The sequence below is a fragment of the Anabaena sphaerica FACHB-251 genome (assembly GCF_014696825.1).
Lineage (GTDB): Bacteria > Cyanobacteriota > Cyanobacteriia > Cyanobacteriales > Nostocaceae > RDYJ01.
Window position 1 is genome coordinate 50,403 of record NZ_JACJQU010000025.1, and the last position, 19,395, is coordinate 69,797.

Genomic DNA, 19,395 nt, shown 5'->3' on the forward strand with positions numbered 1-19,395 from the left:
CATAAGTTTTTGGTAATGGGTAATGGGTAATATATTTAAACTATTTGATTATTTATTAAAACACTGTAATCTTCTCTTTTTCTAATTAAGCGATGTGTACTATTTTCTAATAAAACCTCCGCAGGTTTGGGACGATGTAAAAAGTGAGAAGACATAGCATAACCATAAGCACCAACATCTAAAATAGCAATGATATCACCAATTACTAAAGCTGGAAGTTGGCAATTTTTACCTAAATAATCCCGTGAATAAGTAGTATTTCCACAAACATCAGTGAAGTAATTTTCCGAAGTTGGATTTTTCCAAGTTACGATTTCTCGATAACCCCCATGTACAGCAGGAACAGAAATATTAGCAACAGTAGAATCTACACCAATAATTTGTTTTTCACCTTGCCATTTTACAGATACAACCTTAGCTAACAAAGTCGCACCAGCAGCTACAGCAGCGCGTCCTGGTTCAATAATCAAATTAATATTTTTTTCTAACTTCCTAATTCTGCTACTCAATTCATCTCCAAATAATTCCCAATTAAAAGCAGCACCTTGATGATGATATGGATAACCAAAACCACCACCGAAATCTAAATATTGCCAATCTGGTAAATTTTGTCCTATGTCTAAAACCCAATCAATCACATCAGTAAAAGCAGAAGTTGCATTAGTCCCCGTACCCCGATAAAAATGTAAACCCGAAATCTTTAAACCCACATCCTTAGCAATAGAAACAGCTTCACTAAAATCTGCTAAACTAACACCAATACGACTATCTTCCGAAACATTCAACCGCAAACCAAGACGTAACTCCTCTTCCTCTCCGCGTCTCTGCGTCTCTGCGTGAGACAAAAAAACCTCACACAACAAACGCAACTGAGAAATACTATCCAAATTCAGAGTAGTCACACCCCAATTTAAAACCTGTTCCATTTCCTCCCGATTTAAATTACTCCCGCTATACACAATATTTTGAGGTTCAAAACCCGCATTTAAACCTAAATAAATATCCCCTGGAGTATTAGCATGAAGTCCCCAACCAGCATTTTTAAATATTTTTAATAATGCAATATTGCCATTTGTCACACTAGCGAAATGAAACTGAGTGTGAGGATAACTGATAGCTTTAGTAATACGTGAAATAGTTTGACGTAAAATATCCCCATCATAAATATACAAAGGAGAACCGTAAATTTGTAATAACTCTTGAGCGAGTTCCAAAGAAAATGGAGTTCTTAAATTTGGGATTGCTTGGTAAATTTTTGGTAATATTTCCATAACCAATTAGGTAATAAAAATGGATGATTCCAAGACTTTTGACCTAGTTTGACACCAAAAACGTGAGTATACCAAAGTTCCCACATAATTAGTAACCAAAGACTCTCACCTATCCGTCGTCCTTGAATATTTCCTCCTAATTGTCCTGTAACAATTTGTGCTGCTATACCAAGGTAAAAAATATTTTCTGCCTTTAGTATACCCGGATTTAGCCAATTACCGATATCATGCCAAAAATCATTTAAACACCAAGAGGTTAAGGGAACACCCATACCCCGCTTTTGTCTCCAAACAATTTCTGGTGGTAGCCAATTTTCTACAGCGCGTTTGAGGATATATTTTTCACAAGCACCGTGTAAACACAGTTCTCCAGATAGCTGAAAAGTCCATTCTGCTAAAAGTAAATCACAAAAAGGCGATCGCACATTTAACCCATGCACAAACCCCAACGCAGTCGCACGAGGATGAATATTTTGCGCTCCTTTTAACATCAAACTAGCACGACGGAGACGATGCAACAACGAAGGGCAAAAACTCGAATCAAGAGCATCTAAAAGCCATTCCTGGGCATTTAAACCCTGAATCTGTGCATATACATCTGGCTGATACACTCTAGCTTCATAACCCCAAAGACGGTGAAAAGTTCGCAGATATTGTTCACTAAAACTGTCACTTTTATTCGGATGTTCAACTTGATAAATACTAGCAGCAATTAAAGGTTTATTAGTCCAACCTGCAAATAATTGATCACCACCTTCACCATTAAAAATAATCTGAGTTTCTTGAGAAGCAACTTGATTAAGTAAATATAAAGGAACAGTTACACCATCACCAAAAGGTAAATCTAAAGCCTTAATAGTAGGAATAATAGCATTTTTAATATTTTTGGGACTAGCATCAACCTTAATAATAGGAATATTGAGAAAATGCGCTACTTGTTCCGCATAAGGATATTCAGAAATACCAAACTTCCCAAAATCTAAAGAATAAGCGCGAACCTTCACCCCCGCTTCTACCAACAAAGCCGCGACAATGGAAGAATCTAAACCCCCTGAAAGGAAAACCCCCACAGGTTCATCATTTAAATCTGCAATTTGCTTTTCTATTGATTGTTTTAATAAAACTTGTAACTGAGAAACTGCGATATTTTCATCTGTGATTTGTTTTTTTGATTCACGCCACTGATAAATCTTTCTAACTTCAGGAAAACCAATATTATTAATATCAAAAATTAACTCCGTCCCCGCAGGTACAGAAAACACTTGATTAACAGAAGTTAAAGGATTAGGAACATAAGAAAAACAAGAATAACCATATAAACCAAAAATATCAACTTCCGGTTTTTCTTTTATGTCTAAAAGTAACTGTAACTGAGAAGCGAACCAAATCACATCATTTTGTTGAGTCCAAAATAAAGAAACTCTCCCAAAAGCTTCCCTACCTAAAATTAACCTATCTTCTTCTAACATTACCCAAATATCAGCATCAAAAAAACCCGAAGCAGAAATAGCAGCAATAGTATTTTTCTCTATTTCAGGTGCAGATTCACACCCAACATAAACAACATTCCAAACAAACCCTTCTCCCTCCCCTCTTCTCTCTGCGTCTCTGCGTCTCTGCGTGAAAAAATCTTCCTTATTCTCACCCCAATAACCGATAAAATGATAAGGAAACATAATCAATTTACTTAATTATTCAAAACACCACAACCAGGATGATTTAACCCCGAACTTTGCGGAGTAATATTTGGTGATGCTGCTGTTAAAAACACCCTTCCATCAGCTGTAATTATCCATCCTTGAGCTTCTTGAATTATTGAATTTGAAAAATCTTTCTCCAAACCTCTTTCCTCCAATGAGAGAGACTTTAAATTCTCCCTCTTCACTTCTGGTTTATTTGAACGAGTAGCCCATTCTAGCATACCAGGTGAATTACTAATTAATTCATTAGCTTCCGCAGGTATACCACCCCTACCGATGATAGTAAAAGAATTCTTTTTAGCACGTTGTTCATAAGAACAAATATCTTTTCCTAATAATGATGCTGCATCAACTAAATTTTCAGGTAATTCTATTAAACCAGAAGTGGGATCTACATCAGGAGTATTGATTTCTACTTCTCCTGCTAAACCAAATTTAGAAGATGCAGTAATATCACTTTTTTCAGTTTCTTTAGGTCGATATTCTAATCCAAAAATAGCATTGGTTGTAATATTAATTTTTCCCCCATTTCCTTGAAAAGCGTTAGCAGTAATATCACTATTTTCATCAGGAAAGGCAACAATAAAAGGCGCATTAATATTGATGTTACCACCGTCTCCCCCTGCTTGTGCTGTTCCCGCAGTTGCGGTAATTTTGCTGTGATTTCGCAAGAATAAAAAATCTTGAATATTCAGATTAATATTACCACCTTGGTTACTGGCTGTTTCTGCATTAATAAAACCCTTATTATCTAATCTGAGAGTACCAGCTTCTATAGAAATATTGCCACCTTCACCGCTTCCTTGACTATTTACTCCGATTCCTGCACCATTTTTAATAATAAATATTTCTGGATCTATGGTAATATTTCCACTTTTACCTATTGAACCTATTTCTGTATTCGCAAATAATCCCGTATTTGTACCATCTAAGGTGATATTATCTCTCACTTCTAGGTTGATATTTCCGGCTTGCTTAATACCGGATGTTGTAGTTAGTAATTGTGCGCCATTATTAGTATTAAATTTATTAGCATTAACGTTAATATTTCCACCTCTACCAGTTTTTGATGTAGAAGCTGAGATTTTTACACCATCGGTAATATTCAAGTTTTGAGTAGTAATGAAAATATTACCCGCATCACCGCTTCCTGTACTTTCAACTGCTAATTTTCCCTGTCCTGAGATGTTAATATTTTGGGGTGCAGTAATGATTAAATCACCACCTTTACCTTGTGCAGTAGTGGAAGCTGAAATAATTGAACCAGGGAACAAGGTTAAATCTAATGTGTTCTGATTTTGGTAAGGATTGAGTTTTAAAGTTCCTGCGGGTGCTTCTCCTTGGGTTTCGGCCAAAATACCCACAACTCCGGCTAGATTCATTTTTGAGGCGTTTAAGGTGATGCTTCCACCTTGTTCTGTATTGGTGGCGTTTTCAGTAGCGGTGGCAGTGATGCGGGCGGTTTCTGATAGGGTGAAGTTAGGAGTATTAATATTAATATCTCCTGCTTTTCCTGCACCATTAGTTTCTACAGAAACCACAGGCGCAAAATTCTGGACTCCTACACCTAAATTAACTGAGTTTTTGGCATTAAGATTAACTGTACCACCACTACCACTACCATTAGTAAATGCTGATATTTGTCCACCATTTTCTAAGTTGAAAGTGTTAGTATTAAGGTTAATATTTCCTGCTTTTCCTGCTCCTTGAGTATAGGCGAAAATTCCTGAAGGTTGTCCTTGATTATTAATATTTGCTTGAATGGGATTAGGTTCTAGTGAGATTTGCAGATCGTAGAATGTTTCTGTAATAGTCTTACCCTCAGAATTTTTATAACTACTAGGGACACCTTGTTCATTAAAATTACTAACTTGAATATAATAAATCCCTCCTTGATTAAAAGTATATCTGATATATGGGTCTTGTTGTAAAGTCATAGTGAAATCACTTCCTGCTGAACCCAGACCATGAGGACTATTATCATTAGATGCTAATACGTTGCCTTGACTGTCTAATAATGTTAATTTGGTATTTATAGCAGGAAAGGTTTTGTATTCAGGAGTGCCGAAATTTCCAGAGGAATTAAACCCAGTATTATCAATATCAAAAACTGCTTGTGTTCCAGCATTTACTTGAATTGCGTAAACATGAATTTTATCATTTCCTGTAGCTTTTACAGAAACATAAGGAACTCTGCTAGAAAATACTAAATTTTCATTTGTTTTGTTAAGATTATTAATGAGAAAATCACTAGCTTGGATTTGTTGTGCTGTGGAAATTGAATTATTTGTACCTATACCTAAAATTTGTTGATTATTATAATCAACTTTAATCACATTTTGTCCTGGTAAAGCACTGGGATCAGGATTGGCAAAATTAGGATCTATTCCACCGATGAGGATACTATCACTAACATTAATAATTATTTCCCCAGCTTCTGATGTTCCTATTCCTTCTGTTAATGCTTGAATTTGACTGCCATTTAATAAAGATAAGGTGCGGGAATTTATTTCAATATTGCCACTATTTCCTGATGCTGTGTTTGTGGCAGATGTACTAATACTGCTACTATTAGTCAGAAATATATTACCAGATGGGACATTTAAAAAGATATTACCTGCATTGCCTTGATCTGCGGTTAAACTTTGTAAGCTACTGCCATTGGTTAGGGAGACATTTTCAGCATTAACGGTGATATTACCTGCATTACCAATGCTATAAGTTCCGGTATTGATAACGGAAAAGTTGCTGAGGTTGAGATTTTTAGTTTGAATCTGAATATGACCACCTGCTTTTGTGCTACCAGGTTCTAAGGTGGTAAATAAACGACTGTTATTTACGTTAATATCACCTGTGGATTTTAATTGTATTTCTCCAGAATTACCACTACTATAGCTGGAACTACTAATATCGCTATTTGTAAATTGAATCAAGGGTGCGTCTAATCTAATGATACCGCTCTTACTGCCATTTACACCATCGCTAACAATTACGGTATTGTAGATATCTAAGTTATCTCCTGTAATTTCAATTTTGCCACTATTTCCACCTTGTCCTGAAGCAGATGAGGTGATGAAAGGTATGTTGATATCGCCGTTAAATATTTTGATGGTAATATCACCCCCTGCTCCTGCGTTTCCTAAATCTGAATATGACATGGAGATGAGGTATCCTGTAGTGATATCACCTTCTAAGGTAGAAAGAGATATAGCTCCCCCTGCTTGTGCATTTCCATTAGGTGAATATGAGGCGGAAAATAGGTTTTCTGTTTTGATATTACCTTGTGAGGTTTCAAGGGATATAGCTCCTCCTGCTCCTGCGTTGCCATTAGGTGAAGATGAGTAGGAGTTGAGGTTTCCGGTGGTACTGATCTCACCTTGAGATGTAGAAAGGGATATAGCTCCTCCTCCTCCTGCATTTCCTGAATTTGAAAATGAGGAGGAGTTTAGATATCCTGTGGTAGTTATATCACCTTGAGATGTAGAAAGGGATATCTCTCCCCCTGCTCCTGCGTTTCCTAAATTTGAAGATGAGGCGGAGTCTAGATATCCTGTGGTAGTTATATCACCTTGAGATGTAGAAAGGGATATCTTTCCCCCTGCTCCTGCGTTTCCTAAATTTGAAGATGAGGCGGAGAATAGGTTTCCTGTAGTGATATTACCTTCTGAGGTAGAAAGAGCGATCGCTCCCCCTGCTTCTGCGTTTTCTGAATCTGAAGACGAGAAGGAGTTAAGGTTTCCTATAGTGATATTACCTTGAGCGGTAGAAAGGGATATAGATCCCCCTGCTCCTGCATTTCCTAAACTTGACACGGAGGAGGAGAATAGGTTTTCTGTTTTGATATTACCTTGAGATGTAGAAAAGGATATAGCTCCTCCTGCTCCTGCGTTTCCTGAATTTGAAGACGAGGAGGAAAGTATATTTCCTGTGGTGGTGATATCACCTTGAGATGTAGAAAGGGATATAGCTCCCCCTGTTCCTGCATTTCCTAAACTTGACACGGAGGAGGAGAATAGGTTTCCTGTTTTGATATTACCTTGTGAAGTAGAAATAGATATAGCTCCCCCTGCTTCTGCGTTTCCTGAATTTAACAAGGAGTTGGAAAATAGGGGTTCTGTTCTGATATTAATTGGTGAAAAAGGAAGAGGAGTTAAATATATCCCTAGTGCTACATCTTTGATGATTGAATTTATTGAAGAAAGCAAGAACTTCCATTCGGTTATATCGCCTTCTGAGGTAGAAATAAATATTACTTCTCCTGTTTCTTCATTTACTGATAGTGAAAATAATGAGGAGTTGTGGATGTCTTCTGTTTTGATATTATTCTGTGCGGTAAAAACATTGCTTTCTCTCATTGCTGAGTTGCCTGAAGTTGAAGATGAGGAGGAGAAGATATCTTCTGTAGTGATATTACCTTGAGAGGTTTGAAGGGATATATCTCCTCCTACTCCTGCTTTTCCTGAATTTGAAGATGAGGAGGAGTCTAGGTTTGCTGTTTTGATATTACCTTCTAAAGTAGAAATAGATATCTTTCCTCCTACTCCCGCATTTCCTGAAGTTGAAAATGAGTAGGAGAAGATATTTTCTTCTGTAGTGATATTACCTTGTGAGGTTTGAAGGGATATTGCTCCCCCTGCTCCTGTGTTTCCTGAATTTGAACGTGAGTAGGAGTTGAGGTTTCCTTTGGCGGTAATATCACCTTCTAAGGTAGAAAGAGCAATCTTTCCCCCTGCTCCTGCGGTTCTTGAATTTGAAGATGAGTAGGAGTTGAGGTTTCCTTTGGCAGTGATATCACCTTCTATGGTAGAAAGAGTGATCTCTCCCCCTGCTTCTGCATTTCCATTGGGTGAAAGTGAGGACGAGTCTAGGTTTCCTGTGGTGGTGATATTACCTTGTGAGGTTTGAAGGGATATTGCTCCCCCTGCTCTTGTGTTTCCATTGGGTGAAAATGAGGAGGAGTCTAGATATCCTGTGGTGGTGATATTACCTTGAGATGTTTGAAGGGATATCGCTCCCCCTGCTCCTGCGTCTCCTGAATTTGAAAATGAGTAGGAGTCTAGGTTTCTTATGGTAATATCACCTTGAGAGGTTTGAAGGGATATTGCTCCCCCTGCTCCTGCGTTTCCTAAACTTGAACCTGAATAGGAGTTGAGGTTTCCTGTGGTATTGATATCACCTTGTGAGGTAGTAAGGGATATCTCTCCTCCTGTCTCTGCGTTTCCTGAAAATGAAAATGAGTAGGAGTTGAGGTTTCCTGTGGTGGTGATATCACCTTGTGAGGTTTGAAGGGATATTGCTCCTCCTGCTCCTACACTTCCATTAAATGAAGATGAGGAGGAGTCTAGGTATCCTTTAGTGGTGATATTACCTTGTGAGGTTTTAAGAGATATTGCTCCCCCTGCTGCTGTGTTTCCTGAAAATGAAAATGAGTAAGAGTCGAGATTTCCTGTAGTGATATTACCTTGAGTGGTTTTAAGAGATATAGTTCCCCCTGCTCCTGCATTTCCTGAATTTGAAGATGAGGAGGAGTCTAGGTATTCTGTGGTGATATTACTAATGCCATTTAAGTTTATATTTCCTCCACCTAATTGTGAGCTAGTATTAATATTCCCAACAGTTAAATTAACACCTTTAATCTCCAGATTTCGCCCCTTAGCTATAATACTATCAGTAATAAACATCTGAAAATTACCAATACCATCACTATCAACATCCGCAGTAAATTTAATTTCTCCACTACCACTAGCTAAACTTAAACTTTTATTACTTAAAGGATTAATAGTAAAATCATTTGTTGCTTGAAATATGAGATTTGTATTTCCAGATAAACCCTCTAATGTTGTTTTATTAATTTTTGCATTATTATCTTCACCAATAGTCAAATTTTTAGTATCCAGTAATAACGTACCTGTTCCTAAATTTCCTCTCAGTTGTAAACTCTCTGTACCTGTTAATTGAATTTCTCCCCCTGTTGCTTTTAATCCACCTGTGTTAATTACATTTGCACCCAAAAAAGTGATATTCTTACCCTCGTCAACCTGTAAATTACCTTCATTTATAATTGCTGATGTTTGATTTTTAATCGCATTCCTAAACAACGCCCCTGGTTGTACAGTTAATAAATTACTACTTTGAGGATTAGTAGCACTAAATGAACCATTTTCTCCCAACTTAATCTCATCCGCAGTTGTCGCAGTAAATGAACCACGAATATCTAAAACAGCATCTTTACCAAAAAATATCCCATTGGGATTGATTAAAAATAAATTCGCAAAACCATTTACTCCTAATGTCCCGAAAATCTCAGAACGATTACCACCAGTGACACGAGTTAATATATTTTCAATTCCTGTAGGGTTGGCAAAATACACACTTCTATTTTCACCAACATTAAATTTCTCAAAGCTGTGAAATAAATTTGTACCTCTGGTAGCACCACCATTAATAATATCTCTTACATCATTATCTTTAGTAATAATTGAATTTTCTGCACCTAATGTATTATCTGGGATTAATTGCCCTTTAGCTGGTGAATTTATAGATGTAAATATTCCACCTATTGCGAATAAAGTTGTAATTGCTAATTGATAAAGTCGTTCACCCGGTTGCTGTTTTTTAAATTTCATGATGACCCTGGTATTTTTGATCTAAATCTAATTATTTAACAACAAAACTTTCCTCACTAATTTTTCTCCCTTCCAGCAACATTTCCACCTTCCAATTACCCACAGGTGCAGCAGAATTAATCGTATAACGACAATAAGTATCCCAAACAGCAGTTTTCACTTCACGGGTTTCATACTTATTTTGTTTAACAACTTGACCACTAGGATCAATCCAATTACAACTCAGAGATAACTTTTTACCTATCGGTGCATCCTTCAAAGTCACTCGATAAAAAACTTCAGCATTAGATTGACGAGAAATATTTTGTAAATTTCGATTATCAGCTAAAGTAATTTTATCTTGTTGTGCAGAAACATTAGCCAGTAAAGAACTTTGTTTTTGATTAAAAAATATAGTCGCAGTAATAGCTATAATAATAACCCCACCCACACCAAAAGCAATCAATCTATTTCGACGTTTTTGTACTTCCAGAGCTTGACGACGGCGTAATTGAATCAACGCTTCATCTAACAACTCAGGAGGTAGATTCAACTCTTGTAATATTTGTTGAATCTGCTGTTGATCAAATTCTGCTTCTTGACGTAATTGTAATCCTTGAACTTCTGCAATAATCTGATTTAATTGTTCCTGAGTTAATCGTTGGTTCATAATAATTAAAAATTAAAACTTTAAAACTTCTATCTATCTATCTTTTTTTCTGTCACCTGTCACCTGTTCCCTGTTCCCTTTCTTCTTACACTAAGGGTCTGGTTCTCACTTAACATCATAACTAGCTAACAGCGAACCTGCCAACCCGTTATCATATCAAAGTAAAAACCAGACCCAGTAGGAAATTTAGGTAATTAGATTACCAATCTTAGCGTCTACCACGATAAGGAACTGCATTCAAGTAATCAATATCAAATGCAGAGATTTTTTGAGCGTAGTTACCCTTGCCAGAGACTGATGCAGCCATATCCGCATATTTACCAGGATCACCTTCTGCCAAACGCTTTTGTTTAGCCTTAGCGGTGTAGAAGTTCTCCAAGGTAAAGCGCCAGTCGGTTCTGACTGTACCTGCTGTTTCTTGGAAGTCTGCGCCGTAGCGAGGTGTCACCAAGTTGTAAGGACGACCTTCTAAACGGTTGCGTTGGTAGGGTACAGTATTGTCACCAAAGTTTTGGCTGTATTCTTCGCTGTCTAATAAAGCATCAACAAAGCCGCTAAAACCCTTAGTACCAATAACAATAGACCAAGCAATTTCTTCTTGTTTGTTGTAAGCCGAACGACCCAAAAGGCGCTTGAGGGTGATATCTACCAAACGGTAGTTGTTGTTAACAGAAACAACTAAACGATAGAAAGCCTCAGACTTAGCTAAACCACGGATGAAGTCCTTAACAGACAAAGAACCATTTTTCAGTTGAGATTCTAAAGTACCTTGACGGTTGAACTTGAGAATTTCATGTTCGCTGAAAACTTGGCGATAAGATGCCCAAATGATACCTTGAATATCAGTGTAAGAACTAACATCTTCTGTACGGTAGATATATGGAGTATCTTCATTTTGGTCAGCAACGCCGAAGGTGCTAACACGATGATTTTGAGTGGTTGGTTTGTATTGAAGTAATGGCAGTGCCATGCTGCGTCTTTCCTCTTGTGAATAAATTCGTTTAAAAACAGAATTAGGTTTGATCACTCAAATTCCTAATTCGCACTTTAACTATTTTCCCGCATTAGGTTACACACCTAATTAAGAGATTTAGCGTACAGGGAAACTAGCACTAGGACTGATAGAAACAGGAATACCTGCGGGTACGGTTTCCCTAGTAGTATCAGGAATTTTAATGTTAGCTGTGTTAACTGGTGTGTAAGTAACAGTCCTGATGCTCACAGAAGCAGCCATTTTCATGAAGTCACTGATACTGCCGGGTTTATAGCGTGCATCTTCTAACTTATCGCGCCAGTAGTTAGCATAGCGGGGTGTTACCAAATTAAAGGGTCTATCTTTATAGCGTCGGCGCTGGTAGGGAACTATATTTTCACCAAAGCTGCTTTGATATTCTTCAGAATCTACCAAAGCATCCACAAAACCATCCCAACCGTTGGTAGCAATTTTGATTGACCAAGCGATTTCTTCATCTTTGTTGTAAGGCGCACGACCTAACAACCGCTTCAGTCCCAGTTCTACCAAGCGATAGTTGGAGTTGGTTTTAATAACCAAACTTTGGAAAGCCTCAGACTTAGCTAAACCCCGGATGAAGTCGCGCACAGTAATGGCTTTGTTCTTCACTTGAGATTCCAAATTACCTTGGCGGTAGAATTTCAAGATCACGTGTTCGCTGAAAAGTTGCCGATAAGCAGCCCAAATTAATTCTTCAACTTCACCGCTAAAAGCATAGTCTTCAATGCGGTAAATTCTGGGGCTGTCTTCGTTCGGTACTTCATAACCAGAAACCCGTTGGTTTTGAGAACTGGGTTTGTACTCTAGTAAAGGTATTGCCATATTTCACAATGTTTGTAAGTTGTAATTGGTAATTGGTAACTGGTAATTGGTAATTGGGAAGAATAAACTCTTGCCTCTTGCCTTTTGCCTTCTTACTGTCACCTGTCACCTGTCACCTGTCACCTGTCACCTGTCACCTATTGCCAATAACTAATTTTTGGAGATTCCAGGTATATAACTATAAGGTAGGGTAACTGCTACCGGTTTAATTGTTACTTCCTCTGTGGATACTTCCCGTGAGGTGTCGGGAATGTCCAAGGTTGTGATTTGAGAAGTAACGGAAGCAATTGTCCGCTGGTAGTTGCGTTCGGTGATGATGATTTTTCCTGCCATTGCAAAGAAGTTCGCAGGAATAGCCCGACGGATATCGTCGGTGGTGAGACTTCCAGAAGTGCGGGCGCTATAGAAGGAACGACTGCCCATGTTACGCATGGATTGAGCATCGCGCCAGTATGAATTATAGCGGGGATTAACTAAGTTAAAAGGACGTTCTCCAAAGCGGCGACGTTGGTAAGGTACGATGTCATCACCAAAGTTTTCTAGGTACTCGTCAGAGTCTAACAACGCATCAATAAACCCATGTACGCCTTTGGTCGCAATGACAATAGACCAAGCAATTTCTTCATCTTTGTTGTAAGCTGCCCGTCCTAAAAACCGCTTGAGGATAATATCAACTAAGCGATAGTTGGAGTTGAGGTCTGCTACTTGGCTACGGAAAACTTCTGATTTACCTAAACCCCGGATAAAATCGCGGACGGTAATTGCCCGATTCCGCAGTTGTGATTCTAAAAAGTTTTGACGATAGCTGGTTAAAATCAGGTGTTCGCTGAAAATCTGCCGATATCCTGCCCAGATGATGGCATCAATGTCTGTATCTGAAGTGGCAGAAGTCAGTTTATAAAGGGTTGGGGTGTCTTCGTTGGGGACTTCGTAACCTTCTACACGCTGATTTTGGGAGGAAGGAGAATATTCTAACAGTGGTATTGACATCTTTACTTTTACCTTGTTTTATGGTAGATAAAGCGGTCTATTGATTGTGATACTTAGTTGGGATAGTGAAGATGATTTGAGATTCTGAGTACAGCTGATTAGTGAAGGCAGTTAATCCCAGAGTCTAAAATCTAAAATCCACAATTGGTATAAGCTAACTGAATGCGGGCGCGGACTGACTTTTCAGCATCATTAGCCAGCATTTCTTGGAAGAGAGTCAAGATGGTTTCTCTAACCTCCGCTATTTTTGCCAAAGCCTGTAAACCAACAATGGCAGCATAACGAATTGACCAGTCTGTGTCTTGGCAAATTAACAGCAGTGTATCTAAGGCGCGATTGATGGCTGTTTGACTTTCAGGAAAGCCTAAATTAGACCAATTTAAGTTTCCCAGCCCTTTAGCAGCAGCACGGCGAACACTAGGAGCAAAGTCTGTAGCTGCGGTGGTGATTAACACATCTAAAGCACGGGGATCTGCGATCGCTGCTAAAGTGCGAATCGAATAAGCCCGTGCGCCATAGTTATAATCATCAATTTGTTCTAGCAATTGGGGTACTGCTATTTCTCCCAATTCTGTGAGTGCGGCTACTGCCACCACGGCAGCTGCTGGGTTGTTATAACCAAAAACAGCAATTAAGGTGGGAATGGCGGCTGGATCTTTGGCGGCTGCCAGGTTCTGCACTGCTGTTACCATTTGCGCTGGTGTTTCTGCTAGAGTGACAGCACGAATTAGTTCCTCAGTCATTGGTCAAATATCAATGATTAATAGTCAATAGTCATTGGTTGTTAATCATTTAACTAATGACTAATGTACGGGCGAAGCATTCAGGGGATAAACGCTCAGTTTTTATCAAAGGTTATTTTCTAAATGCTTCGCCCCTACGACTAATGACTATAAAAGTGAATCCATCAGGTTCATGACCCGAATTGCCTGATCAGAAATAGAGAGAGAATCTAACTCATGAGCAATTTGATGCTCTAGTAATCCTTTGAGCGCCATGAGTTTGAAGCTATTTTCTGCCTGAGCCTGGGCGATCGCATCTGCTGCTGCCATATAACCGATTGCTCCCAAATCCCCCAAAATTACACGACGTAATTTCAGGTCACTTTCTTGCAACATTTTCACCAATAGCTCACCATAAGTAGAATCTTGAGTGAGTTGGTACATAGCTCTAGCAGCGGAGCATTGTACCCGTGGGACTGGATGCTTAAGAAAAGGTTGAATTAGGGAAATAGCCTCAGTTGCACCAATAGCTCCCAAGGCTTCTAATACCGCTGTATAGGGCTGGGTGAGATGGGGTAGCCCTGTGACTTGCACGGCCTGGGCAACTCCCCCATCTAGTAGTTTTATCAGTGCTGGTACTGCTGTTTGAGCGCCAAGCATTGCCAAAGATTGGGCTGCGGCTTCACGGACATAATGATCAGAACATTCCAAGCATTTAATCAAGCCTGGTACAGCTTTGGGATTGCCCAATTTACCGAGCGCCCTAGCAGCATTCCGTCGTAAGGGATAACCTCCCAGTTCTGTTCTGTCCGCTTTATCCTCTAACGCTGCGATCAGAGCATCTACAGCTTCTGTCTGACTGACTCGGAACTTACCCAACCACCAAGCGGCATAATAGCGGAGACTTAAATCTGATGATTGCAGATTAGCTATGGCTTGCTCTGGTGTGAGTTGCGCCCCATTCTCGGCAGAATAGTCTTCTGCACTGGGTTCTACTATCATTGCCAGGGCTTTAGTTTGATTCTGCTACAGTCAAGGGTTCAATTTTCACAATTCTGCCACCCAAGCGGCTAATCCGTTGCATTTCTTCAGTCATGCGATTGTAGGGTACTGTGATAAATACGCTACCGCTACGCCGAATGCTGAATTTATTTTTGTCGGTTTCTTGGTTTTGCTTTAAGCCAACAACTTCGTAACGAAATACACGGCTTGCGGATGAAGAAACGCTACTAGCACCAAGTGTGGTTTGACCGAACATTAATTCTAAATCTCCTCTTGATGGGTTTTGCCGATAAACAGCACTCTACCTTACGTGGATGTAACGCTGACAATTTTGCCGCCGACTCGATGAATCTGCTGCATTTTGTCTAATAGGCGTTCATAAGGTACAATGAATGTTGTGCTGCTGCGGCGCACGCTGGGGTATCCTGGATTGCGAATGCCTGCTACTTCAATTCGGTAGACGCGATCCGATTGCCCTACAGCATTACCTAAGTTTTGTTTAGGTGCATTATCCGCAGATGAACGGAATGCCCAATTATTGTTAGTACCAGATGGACCGACGATGGAGGAAGCTTTGTTACCAGCTAATTCCCGTGCTAATCGAGATTTGCTACCTTCTACCTGAGCCGTATCGCTGTTGGCGTAACCACGGTATAAGCGAAACATCCGGGTAAAACCCGTAGCACTTTGTCCGGTTTGAAAATCAAACCCACGGTAATAGGGTACAACGTTGTCTCCAAAGCTGTTTTGGTACTCAGCAGAATCTATGTAGGAGTCAATTTCTGCGTCGTAACCCTTGTTAATGTATAAGTCCAAGTGGTATGTCACTTCAGACTCATCATAAGGAGCGCGACCCAACAAATGCTTATAGTTGAGTTCGATCAACCGAGTTTGGAAACTGTTATAGAAAAATTTTGCTTTGTAGAGTTCGGACTTGGCAACGCTCCGTACAAACTCGCGCACTGTCAAATTGCGATCGCGCAGTAGTGATTCTGCACCAATCAGGCGATCTGATGCCAATATATAGTCGTTTCCTAAAACTTGCCGATAAACGGCTTTGATCACCAATTCGACTTCTTCGCGGCTGGCGTTGGGGCGCAGTTCAACTCGACGTGCTTCGCTAAAAGCCTCTGTGCCTAGCCTAGATGCTGCTGTTGTAATTGCCATTGTTTTTCCCCTTTGATTAGCAATACGGCTGTTTTTACCGCTTGCTTGTTGAATCAAGCTGGTTATTTATTGCTACCTAAAACTATGCCCGGAGCGAGATCCAACTGCTAGGTGATCCAGTCTGGTCGAGTGAGAATTTATTCCCCACGAGCAACTGATTAACCCCAAAGGGATAATTCCATCCAGCACTTGTACCCCTCTCCGGGCATAACGCTATCTAGCTGAGAGCGTTGATTGTGTAATCAATGTAGGTGTTAGCTTCGTTTGCAGCTTGACCAGACAAGCCATGATTAGCTTTGATGTATTTCAAAGCTTCTACATACCAGCTGGGAGACAAGTCAAACGCAGCGTGCATTTCAGACAAACCAGCAATCAAGAATTCATCCAAAGGACCTGTGCCACCAGCAACCAAGCTGTAAGTGATGATGCGGAGGTAGTGACCAACGTCACGAGCGCACTTAGACTTACCACGAGCATCAGAAGCAAACTGAGGACCAGGTGTAGAGTTGGTGTAAGGGAACTTTTGGTATACAGCGTTGGTAGCGCCATCAATCAGCTTTTGAGCGTTAGCTGTCAAACCACGAGCAGCTTCCATGCTGGCAGCGGCACGTACAAGACGACCGTTAACAGCTTGTAATTCGGTGTTGCTCAGGAAACGTCCTTGGGTATCAGCAGATGCGATAGCTTCGGTAATTGGTGTTTTCATGATCTAAATTTCTCCTTGATTTGTTTCTTATTTTGTTGGACGAGCTAAATTTTAGCTCTGGACTACTTGTACTTGATTAAGCAACAGCAGCAGCAGCGCGATCAAAGTAGCTAGCCAATTCAGAAACTAAAGAACTGCAATCACCTTTGGTGATACCGTTGGGATCGTTAACGATATTGATAGCAGCTTCTTTCATCTTGCCAACACCAACTGCTACGGAAGCACCAGGAGTACCCAAAGCTTGGTATGTTTCACGTAAGCCATTTAAGCAACGGTCATCAAGAACACTAGCATCACCAGCTATTGCAGCATAGGTAACATAGCGTAAGATGATTTCCATGTCGCGCAGACAAGCAGCCATGCGACGGTTGGTATAAGCGTTACCGCCAGGAGCGATCAATTGGGGCTGTTCTTCAAACAAAGAACGAGCAGCGTTGGTAACGATAGCAGAAGCGTTGCTGGTGATGCGGTTAACAACGTCTAAACGCTTGCTGCCTGAAGCTACAACTGCGCTTAAAGCATCTAGTTGTTCGGTGCTTAGGAATTCGCCTCTAGCGTCAGCTTGAGAAACAACCTTGGAAAATACATCTAATGTCATGGACTCTAATCTCCTAATTACTTAGTTGAGAGATGTCTTGATTAAAACTGTTTATGTTTTATCAATCAGGAATGGGTAATCAAAAACTAAAAGCTAAAGAGTTTTTCACATCCTGTCTCACTTTCTTGTCAATCATCCTGAAGGTAGAAATATGAGAATCAGAGGTAAATTTATGAGAAACAAGCAAACACGATTGGATTGGTTGCCTCGTTTAACTTTGCTCTGTTTTTTGACCCCTCCAGATTATGTTTATACACTGCTATAGATACTTTATTTGTTACAAATTATGAATAAATAAGATCTGGCAATAAGAAAAGCCTCAAATCCTTCATATATAAGGACTGTGCGCTAGAAAAGTTGCTTATTTTTGTTACAAAACTTCATAAAAAGTGGATATGGCAGGAAAATTTAGAGATTTTAGATTAATTTAATAATCTTGCAAAAATATATCACAACTAACTTACAGAGATTTTGGGGATATATATAGACCCAGTAGTTTATATTAAAGAATGTAAATTTTACATTTCTAAATATTGTTGAGAACTGTTGAGAAGTTGTTAAATTAACCCCCCAGGGGGGATTTTATGAGGAGTTCAAGGGCGCAGAAGAAGCAGGGGGCAGGAGGCAGAAGAAGAAATTTCTCCCCATCTCCCCATCTCCCCAGTCCCCAGTCCCCAGTCCCCAGTCCCCAGTCCCTAGTCCCTAGTCCCTAGTCCCTAGTCCCCTATCTACGACGGAGAATTTCTAGCAACTTGGTGAAGGTTTGGGGTAGGGGTGCGGTTACTTCAACCCAATCTCCAGAAATGGGATGTTGTAACTTGAGTTGCCAAGCGTGTAATGCTTGACCAGGCAAATTTACCCCTACAGAACGACCAGAACCATAAACAGGATCACCAACAATGGGATGGCCGATTTTGGCACTATGGACACGAATTTGATGGGTACGTCCTGTTTCTAGTTGAAAGTGGATCAAGGTGTAGTTACTAAGCCTTTCTTTAACTTGCCAATGAGTTATGGCTGTTCTTCCCCCTTGTTCTACAGGGATTATTGCCATTTTCTTGCGGTCTTGAGGATGACGACCAATGGGTAAATCTACAGTTCCGGTTTCAGTTTTTGGCGCACCGTAAACCACCCCTAAATATTCTCGTCGTGCTGTTTTGGCTTGGAGTTGTGCTTGTAGGTGCTGATAGGCGATATCTGTTTTAGCAATAGCGATCGCACCAGTTGTATCTTTGTCTAATCTGTGAACAATACCCGGACGTTGAACACCACCAATTCCCGGTAAATTAGGACAATGTGCTAATAAAGCATTAACTAAAGTTCCATCTGTATGACCCGGTGCTGGATGAACTACCAAACCTGCGGGTTTATTGAGAATGAGTAATTGCTCATCTTCGTAGAGAATATCCAAAGGGATATCTTCTGCTACCAATTCCAACGGTTGGACTGCGGGAATTTCTAAACTAATGCGATCGCCTGCTTTCAGATTTATTTTCTTAGATGTACAAACTTGATCATTGAGTTGGACATGACCCTGTTCAATTAACTGTTGAACACGGGAACGGGATAAGTCTGGTATTTCTGCCGACAGATAGCGATCCAGGCGTTCACTTTTTTCTTGGACTAGGAGATTAATAGCGGCCACAGTTGGTTATTTTAAACAGCTAAGTATAGTTCCAAAAAGCATAGACAAATATGTCATGCCGTTTGTTTGCCGGGAATAACCCCAACAGGGCGGACTACAACGCCCTCTATCCCTAGACTAAAAGCTGTCGGGACTACTTTTCTTAAAATATTTAAACTACCATTAACATCAGCGTGAATCAGTTTACCATTACCTGCTTTATAAAGCTTAGTTCTGATTCTTCGACCACTAAATTTCACTTCTTGTGAGTCAGCTTTTCCATAAGTAGGAATAGTGTCTTGGTCTAAAAAAGAAGCTACACTCGTGTAAGACTCCTCAGCAACCAATACCTTTATCCCTACTAACTTCGCCTTATAACTCAACTGCTGTACAAATCTACTATGAGGAATACAAACAAAGTTTTGATTATTTCGGCTGCCCAAATTAGCATTTTGCTTCCACAATGGATTTTGACCTATTACTAAAGTCCCAATCCCCTGCTTCAC

15 protein-coding genes are annotated in these 19,395 nt (G+C 39.9%); all 15 read right to left on the minus strand.

From position 1 onward, the window contains the following. Positions 1 to 35: 35 nt before the first annotated feature. Complete coding sequence (locus tag H6G06_RS24555; protein WP_190564679.1) at positions 36 to 1,271, minus strand: diaminopimelate decarboxylase family protein; 1,236 nt, start codon at positions 1,269 to 1,271, stop codon at positions 36 to 38. After that, a complete protein-coding gene (locus H6G06_RS24560) occupies positions 1,229 to 2,947 on the minus strand; it encodes an asparagine synthetase B family protein (protein WP_190564680.1) in 1,719 nt (572 codons plus the stop codon). Before H6G06_RS24560 ends, H6G06_RS24555 begins: the two co-directional genes overlap by 43 nt. Positions 2,948 to 2,958: 11 nt before the next feature. Next, positions 2,959 to 9,597: a two-partner secretion domain-containing protein gene (locus H6G06_RS24565; RefSeq protein ID WP_190564681.1), complete on the minus strand. Its 6,639-nt coding sequence runs from the start codon at positions 9,595 to 9,597 to the stop codon at positions 2,959 to 2,961. A 31-nt stretch (positions 9,598 to 9,628) separates the two neighbouring features. Further along, the gene (locus H6G06_RS24570; RefSeq protein ID WP_190564682.1) at positions 9,629 to 10,246 is read right to left on the minus strand and encodes a DUF3859 domain-containing protein; all 618 of its coding nucleotides are present in this window, start codon (positions 10,244 to 10,246) and stop codon (positions 9,629 to 9,631) included. Positions 10,247 to 10,454: 208 nt separating this feature from the next. After that, the gene (locus H6G06_RS24575; protein ID WP_190564683.1) at positions 10,455 to 11,216 is read right to left on the minus strand and encodes a phycobilisome rod-core linker polypeptide; all 762 of its coding nucleotides are present in this window, start codon (positions 11,214 to 11,216) and stop codon (positions 10,455 to 10,457) included. Positions 11,217 to 11,336: 120 nt separating this feature from the next. Beyond that, positions 11,337 to 12,080: a phycobilisome rod-core linker polypeptide gene (locus tag H6G06_RS24580; RefSeq protein ID WP_190564684.1), complete on the minus strand. Its 744-nt coding sequence runs from the start codon at positions 12,078 to 12,080 to the stop codon at positions 11,337 to 11,339. Positions 12,081 to 12,230: 150 nt separating this feature from the next. Beyond that, a complete protein-coding gene (locus H6G06_RS24585; protein WP_190564685.1) occupies positions 12,231 to 13,070 on the minus strand; it encodes a phycobilisome rod-core linker polypeptide in 840 nt (279 codons plus the stop codon). Between the two features lie 131 nt (positions 13,071 to 13,201). Further along, positions 13,202 to 13,813, minus strand: coding sequence for a HEAT repeat domain-containing protein (locus H6G06_RS24590; RefSeq protein ID WP_190564686.1), 612 nt, complete (start codon positions 13,811 to 13,813; stop codon positions 13,202 to 13,204). Between the two features lie 147 nt (positions 13,814 to 13,960). Further along, complete coding sequence (locus tag H6G06_RS24595; protein ID WP_190564693.1) at positions 13,961 to 14,791, minus strand: HEAT repeat domain-containing protein; 831 nt, start codon at positions 14,789 to 14,791, stop codon at positions 13,961 to 13,963. A 13-nt stretch (positions 14,792 to 14,804) separates the two neighbouring features. After that, positions 14,805 to 15,050, minus strand: coding sequence for a phycobilisome linker polypeptide (locus tag H6G06_RS24600; protein ID WP_190564687.1), 246 nt, complete (start codon positions 15,048 to 15,050; stop codon positions 14,805 to 14,807). A 50-nt stretch (positions 15,051 to 15,100) separates the two neighbouring features. Continuing rightward, entirely contained in the window at positions 15,101 to 15,961 is an 861-nt protein-coding gene (locus tag H6G06_RS24605; protein ID WP_190564694.1) for a phycobilisome linker polypeptide, read from the minus strand. Between the two features lie 217 nt (positions 15,962 to 16,178). Then, a complete protein-coding gene (cpcA, locus tag H6G06_RS24610) occupies positions 16,179 to 16,670 on the minus strand; it encodes a phycocyanin subunit alpha (protein ID WP_190564695.1) in 492 nt (163 codons plus the stop codon). A gap of 73 nt (positions 16,671 to 16,743) precedes the next feature. Beyond that, positions 16,744 to 17,265, minus strand: a complete 522-nt coding sequence (locus tag H6G06_RS24615) for a phycocyanin subunit beta (RefSeq protein ID WP_190564688.1) — start codon at positions 17,263 to 17,265, stop codon at positions 16,744 to 16,746. Between the two features lie 724 nt (positions 17,266 to 17,989). Further along, positions 17,990 to 18,910: an RluA family pseudouridine synthase gene (locus H6G06_RS24620; RefSeq protein WP_190564689.1), complete on the minus strand. Its 921-nt coding sequence runs from the start codon at positions 18,908 to 18,910 to the stop codon at positions 17,990 to 17,992. A 53-nt stretch (positions 18,911 to 18,963) separates the two neighbouring features. After that, a partial coding sequence (locus H6G06_RS24625; RefSeq protein WP_190564690.1) for an IS200/IS605 family accessory protein TnpB-related protein occupies positions 18,964 to 19,395 on the minus strand: 432 nt, incomplete at its 5' end.

What these genes read in the sequence shown, in the direction of transcription:
- H6G06_RS24555 (WP_190564679.1), bottom strand. Translation starts at nt 1,271, where the DNA reads ATGGAAATATTACCAAAAATTTACCAAGCAATCCCAAATTTAAGAACT.
- H6G06_RS24560 (WP_190564680.1), bottom strand. Translation starts at nt 2,947, where the DNA reads ATGTTTCCTTATCATTTTATCGGTTATTGGGGTGAGAATAAGGAAGAT.
- H6G06_RS24565 (WP_190564681.1), bottom strand. Translation starts at nt 9,597, where the DNA reads ATGAAATTTAAAAAACAGCAACCGGGTGAACGACTTTATCAATTAGCA.
- H6G06_RS24570 (WP_190564682.1), bottom strand. Translation starts at nt 10,246, where the DNA reads ATGAACCAACGATTAACTCAGGAACAATTAAATCAGATTATTGCAGAA.
- H6G06_RS24575 (WP_190564683.1), bottom strand. Translation starts at nt 11,216, where the DNA reads ATGGCACTGCCATTACTTCAATACAAACCAACCACTCAAAATCATCGT.
- H6G06_RS24580 (WP_190564684.1), bottom strand. Translation starts at nt 12,080, where the DNA reads ATGGCAATACCTTTACTAGAGTACAAACCCAGTTCTCAAAACCAACGG.
- H6G06_RS24585 (WP_190564685.1), bottom strand. Translation starts at nt 13,070, where the DNA reads ATGTCAATACCACTGTTAGAATATTCTCCTTCCTCCCAAAATCAGCGT.
- H6G06_RS24590 (WP_190564686.1), bottom strand. Translation starts at nt 13,813, where the DNA reads ATGACTGAGGAACTAATTCGTGCTGTCACTCTAGCAGAAACACCAGCG.
- H6G06_RS24600 (WP_190564687.1), bottom strand. Translation starts at nt 15,050, where the DNA reads ATGTTCGGTCAAACCACACTTGGTGCTAGTAGCGTTTCTTCATCCGCA.
- H6G06_RS24605 (WP_190564694.1), bottom strand. Translation starts at nt 15,961, where the DNA reads ATGGCAATTACAACAGCAGCATCTAGGCTAGGCACAGAGGCTTTTAGC.
- H6G06_RS24615 (WP_190564688.1), bottom strand. Translation starts at nt 17,265, where the DNA reads ATGACATTAGATGTATTTTCCAAGGTTGTTTCTCAAGCTGACGCTAGA.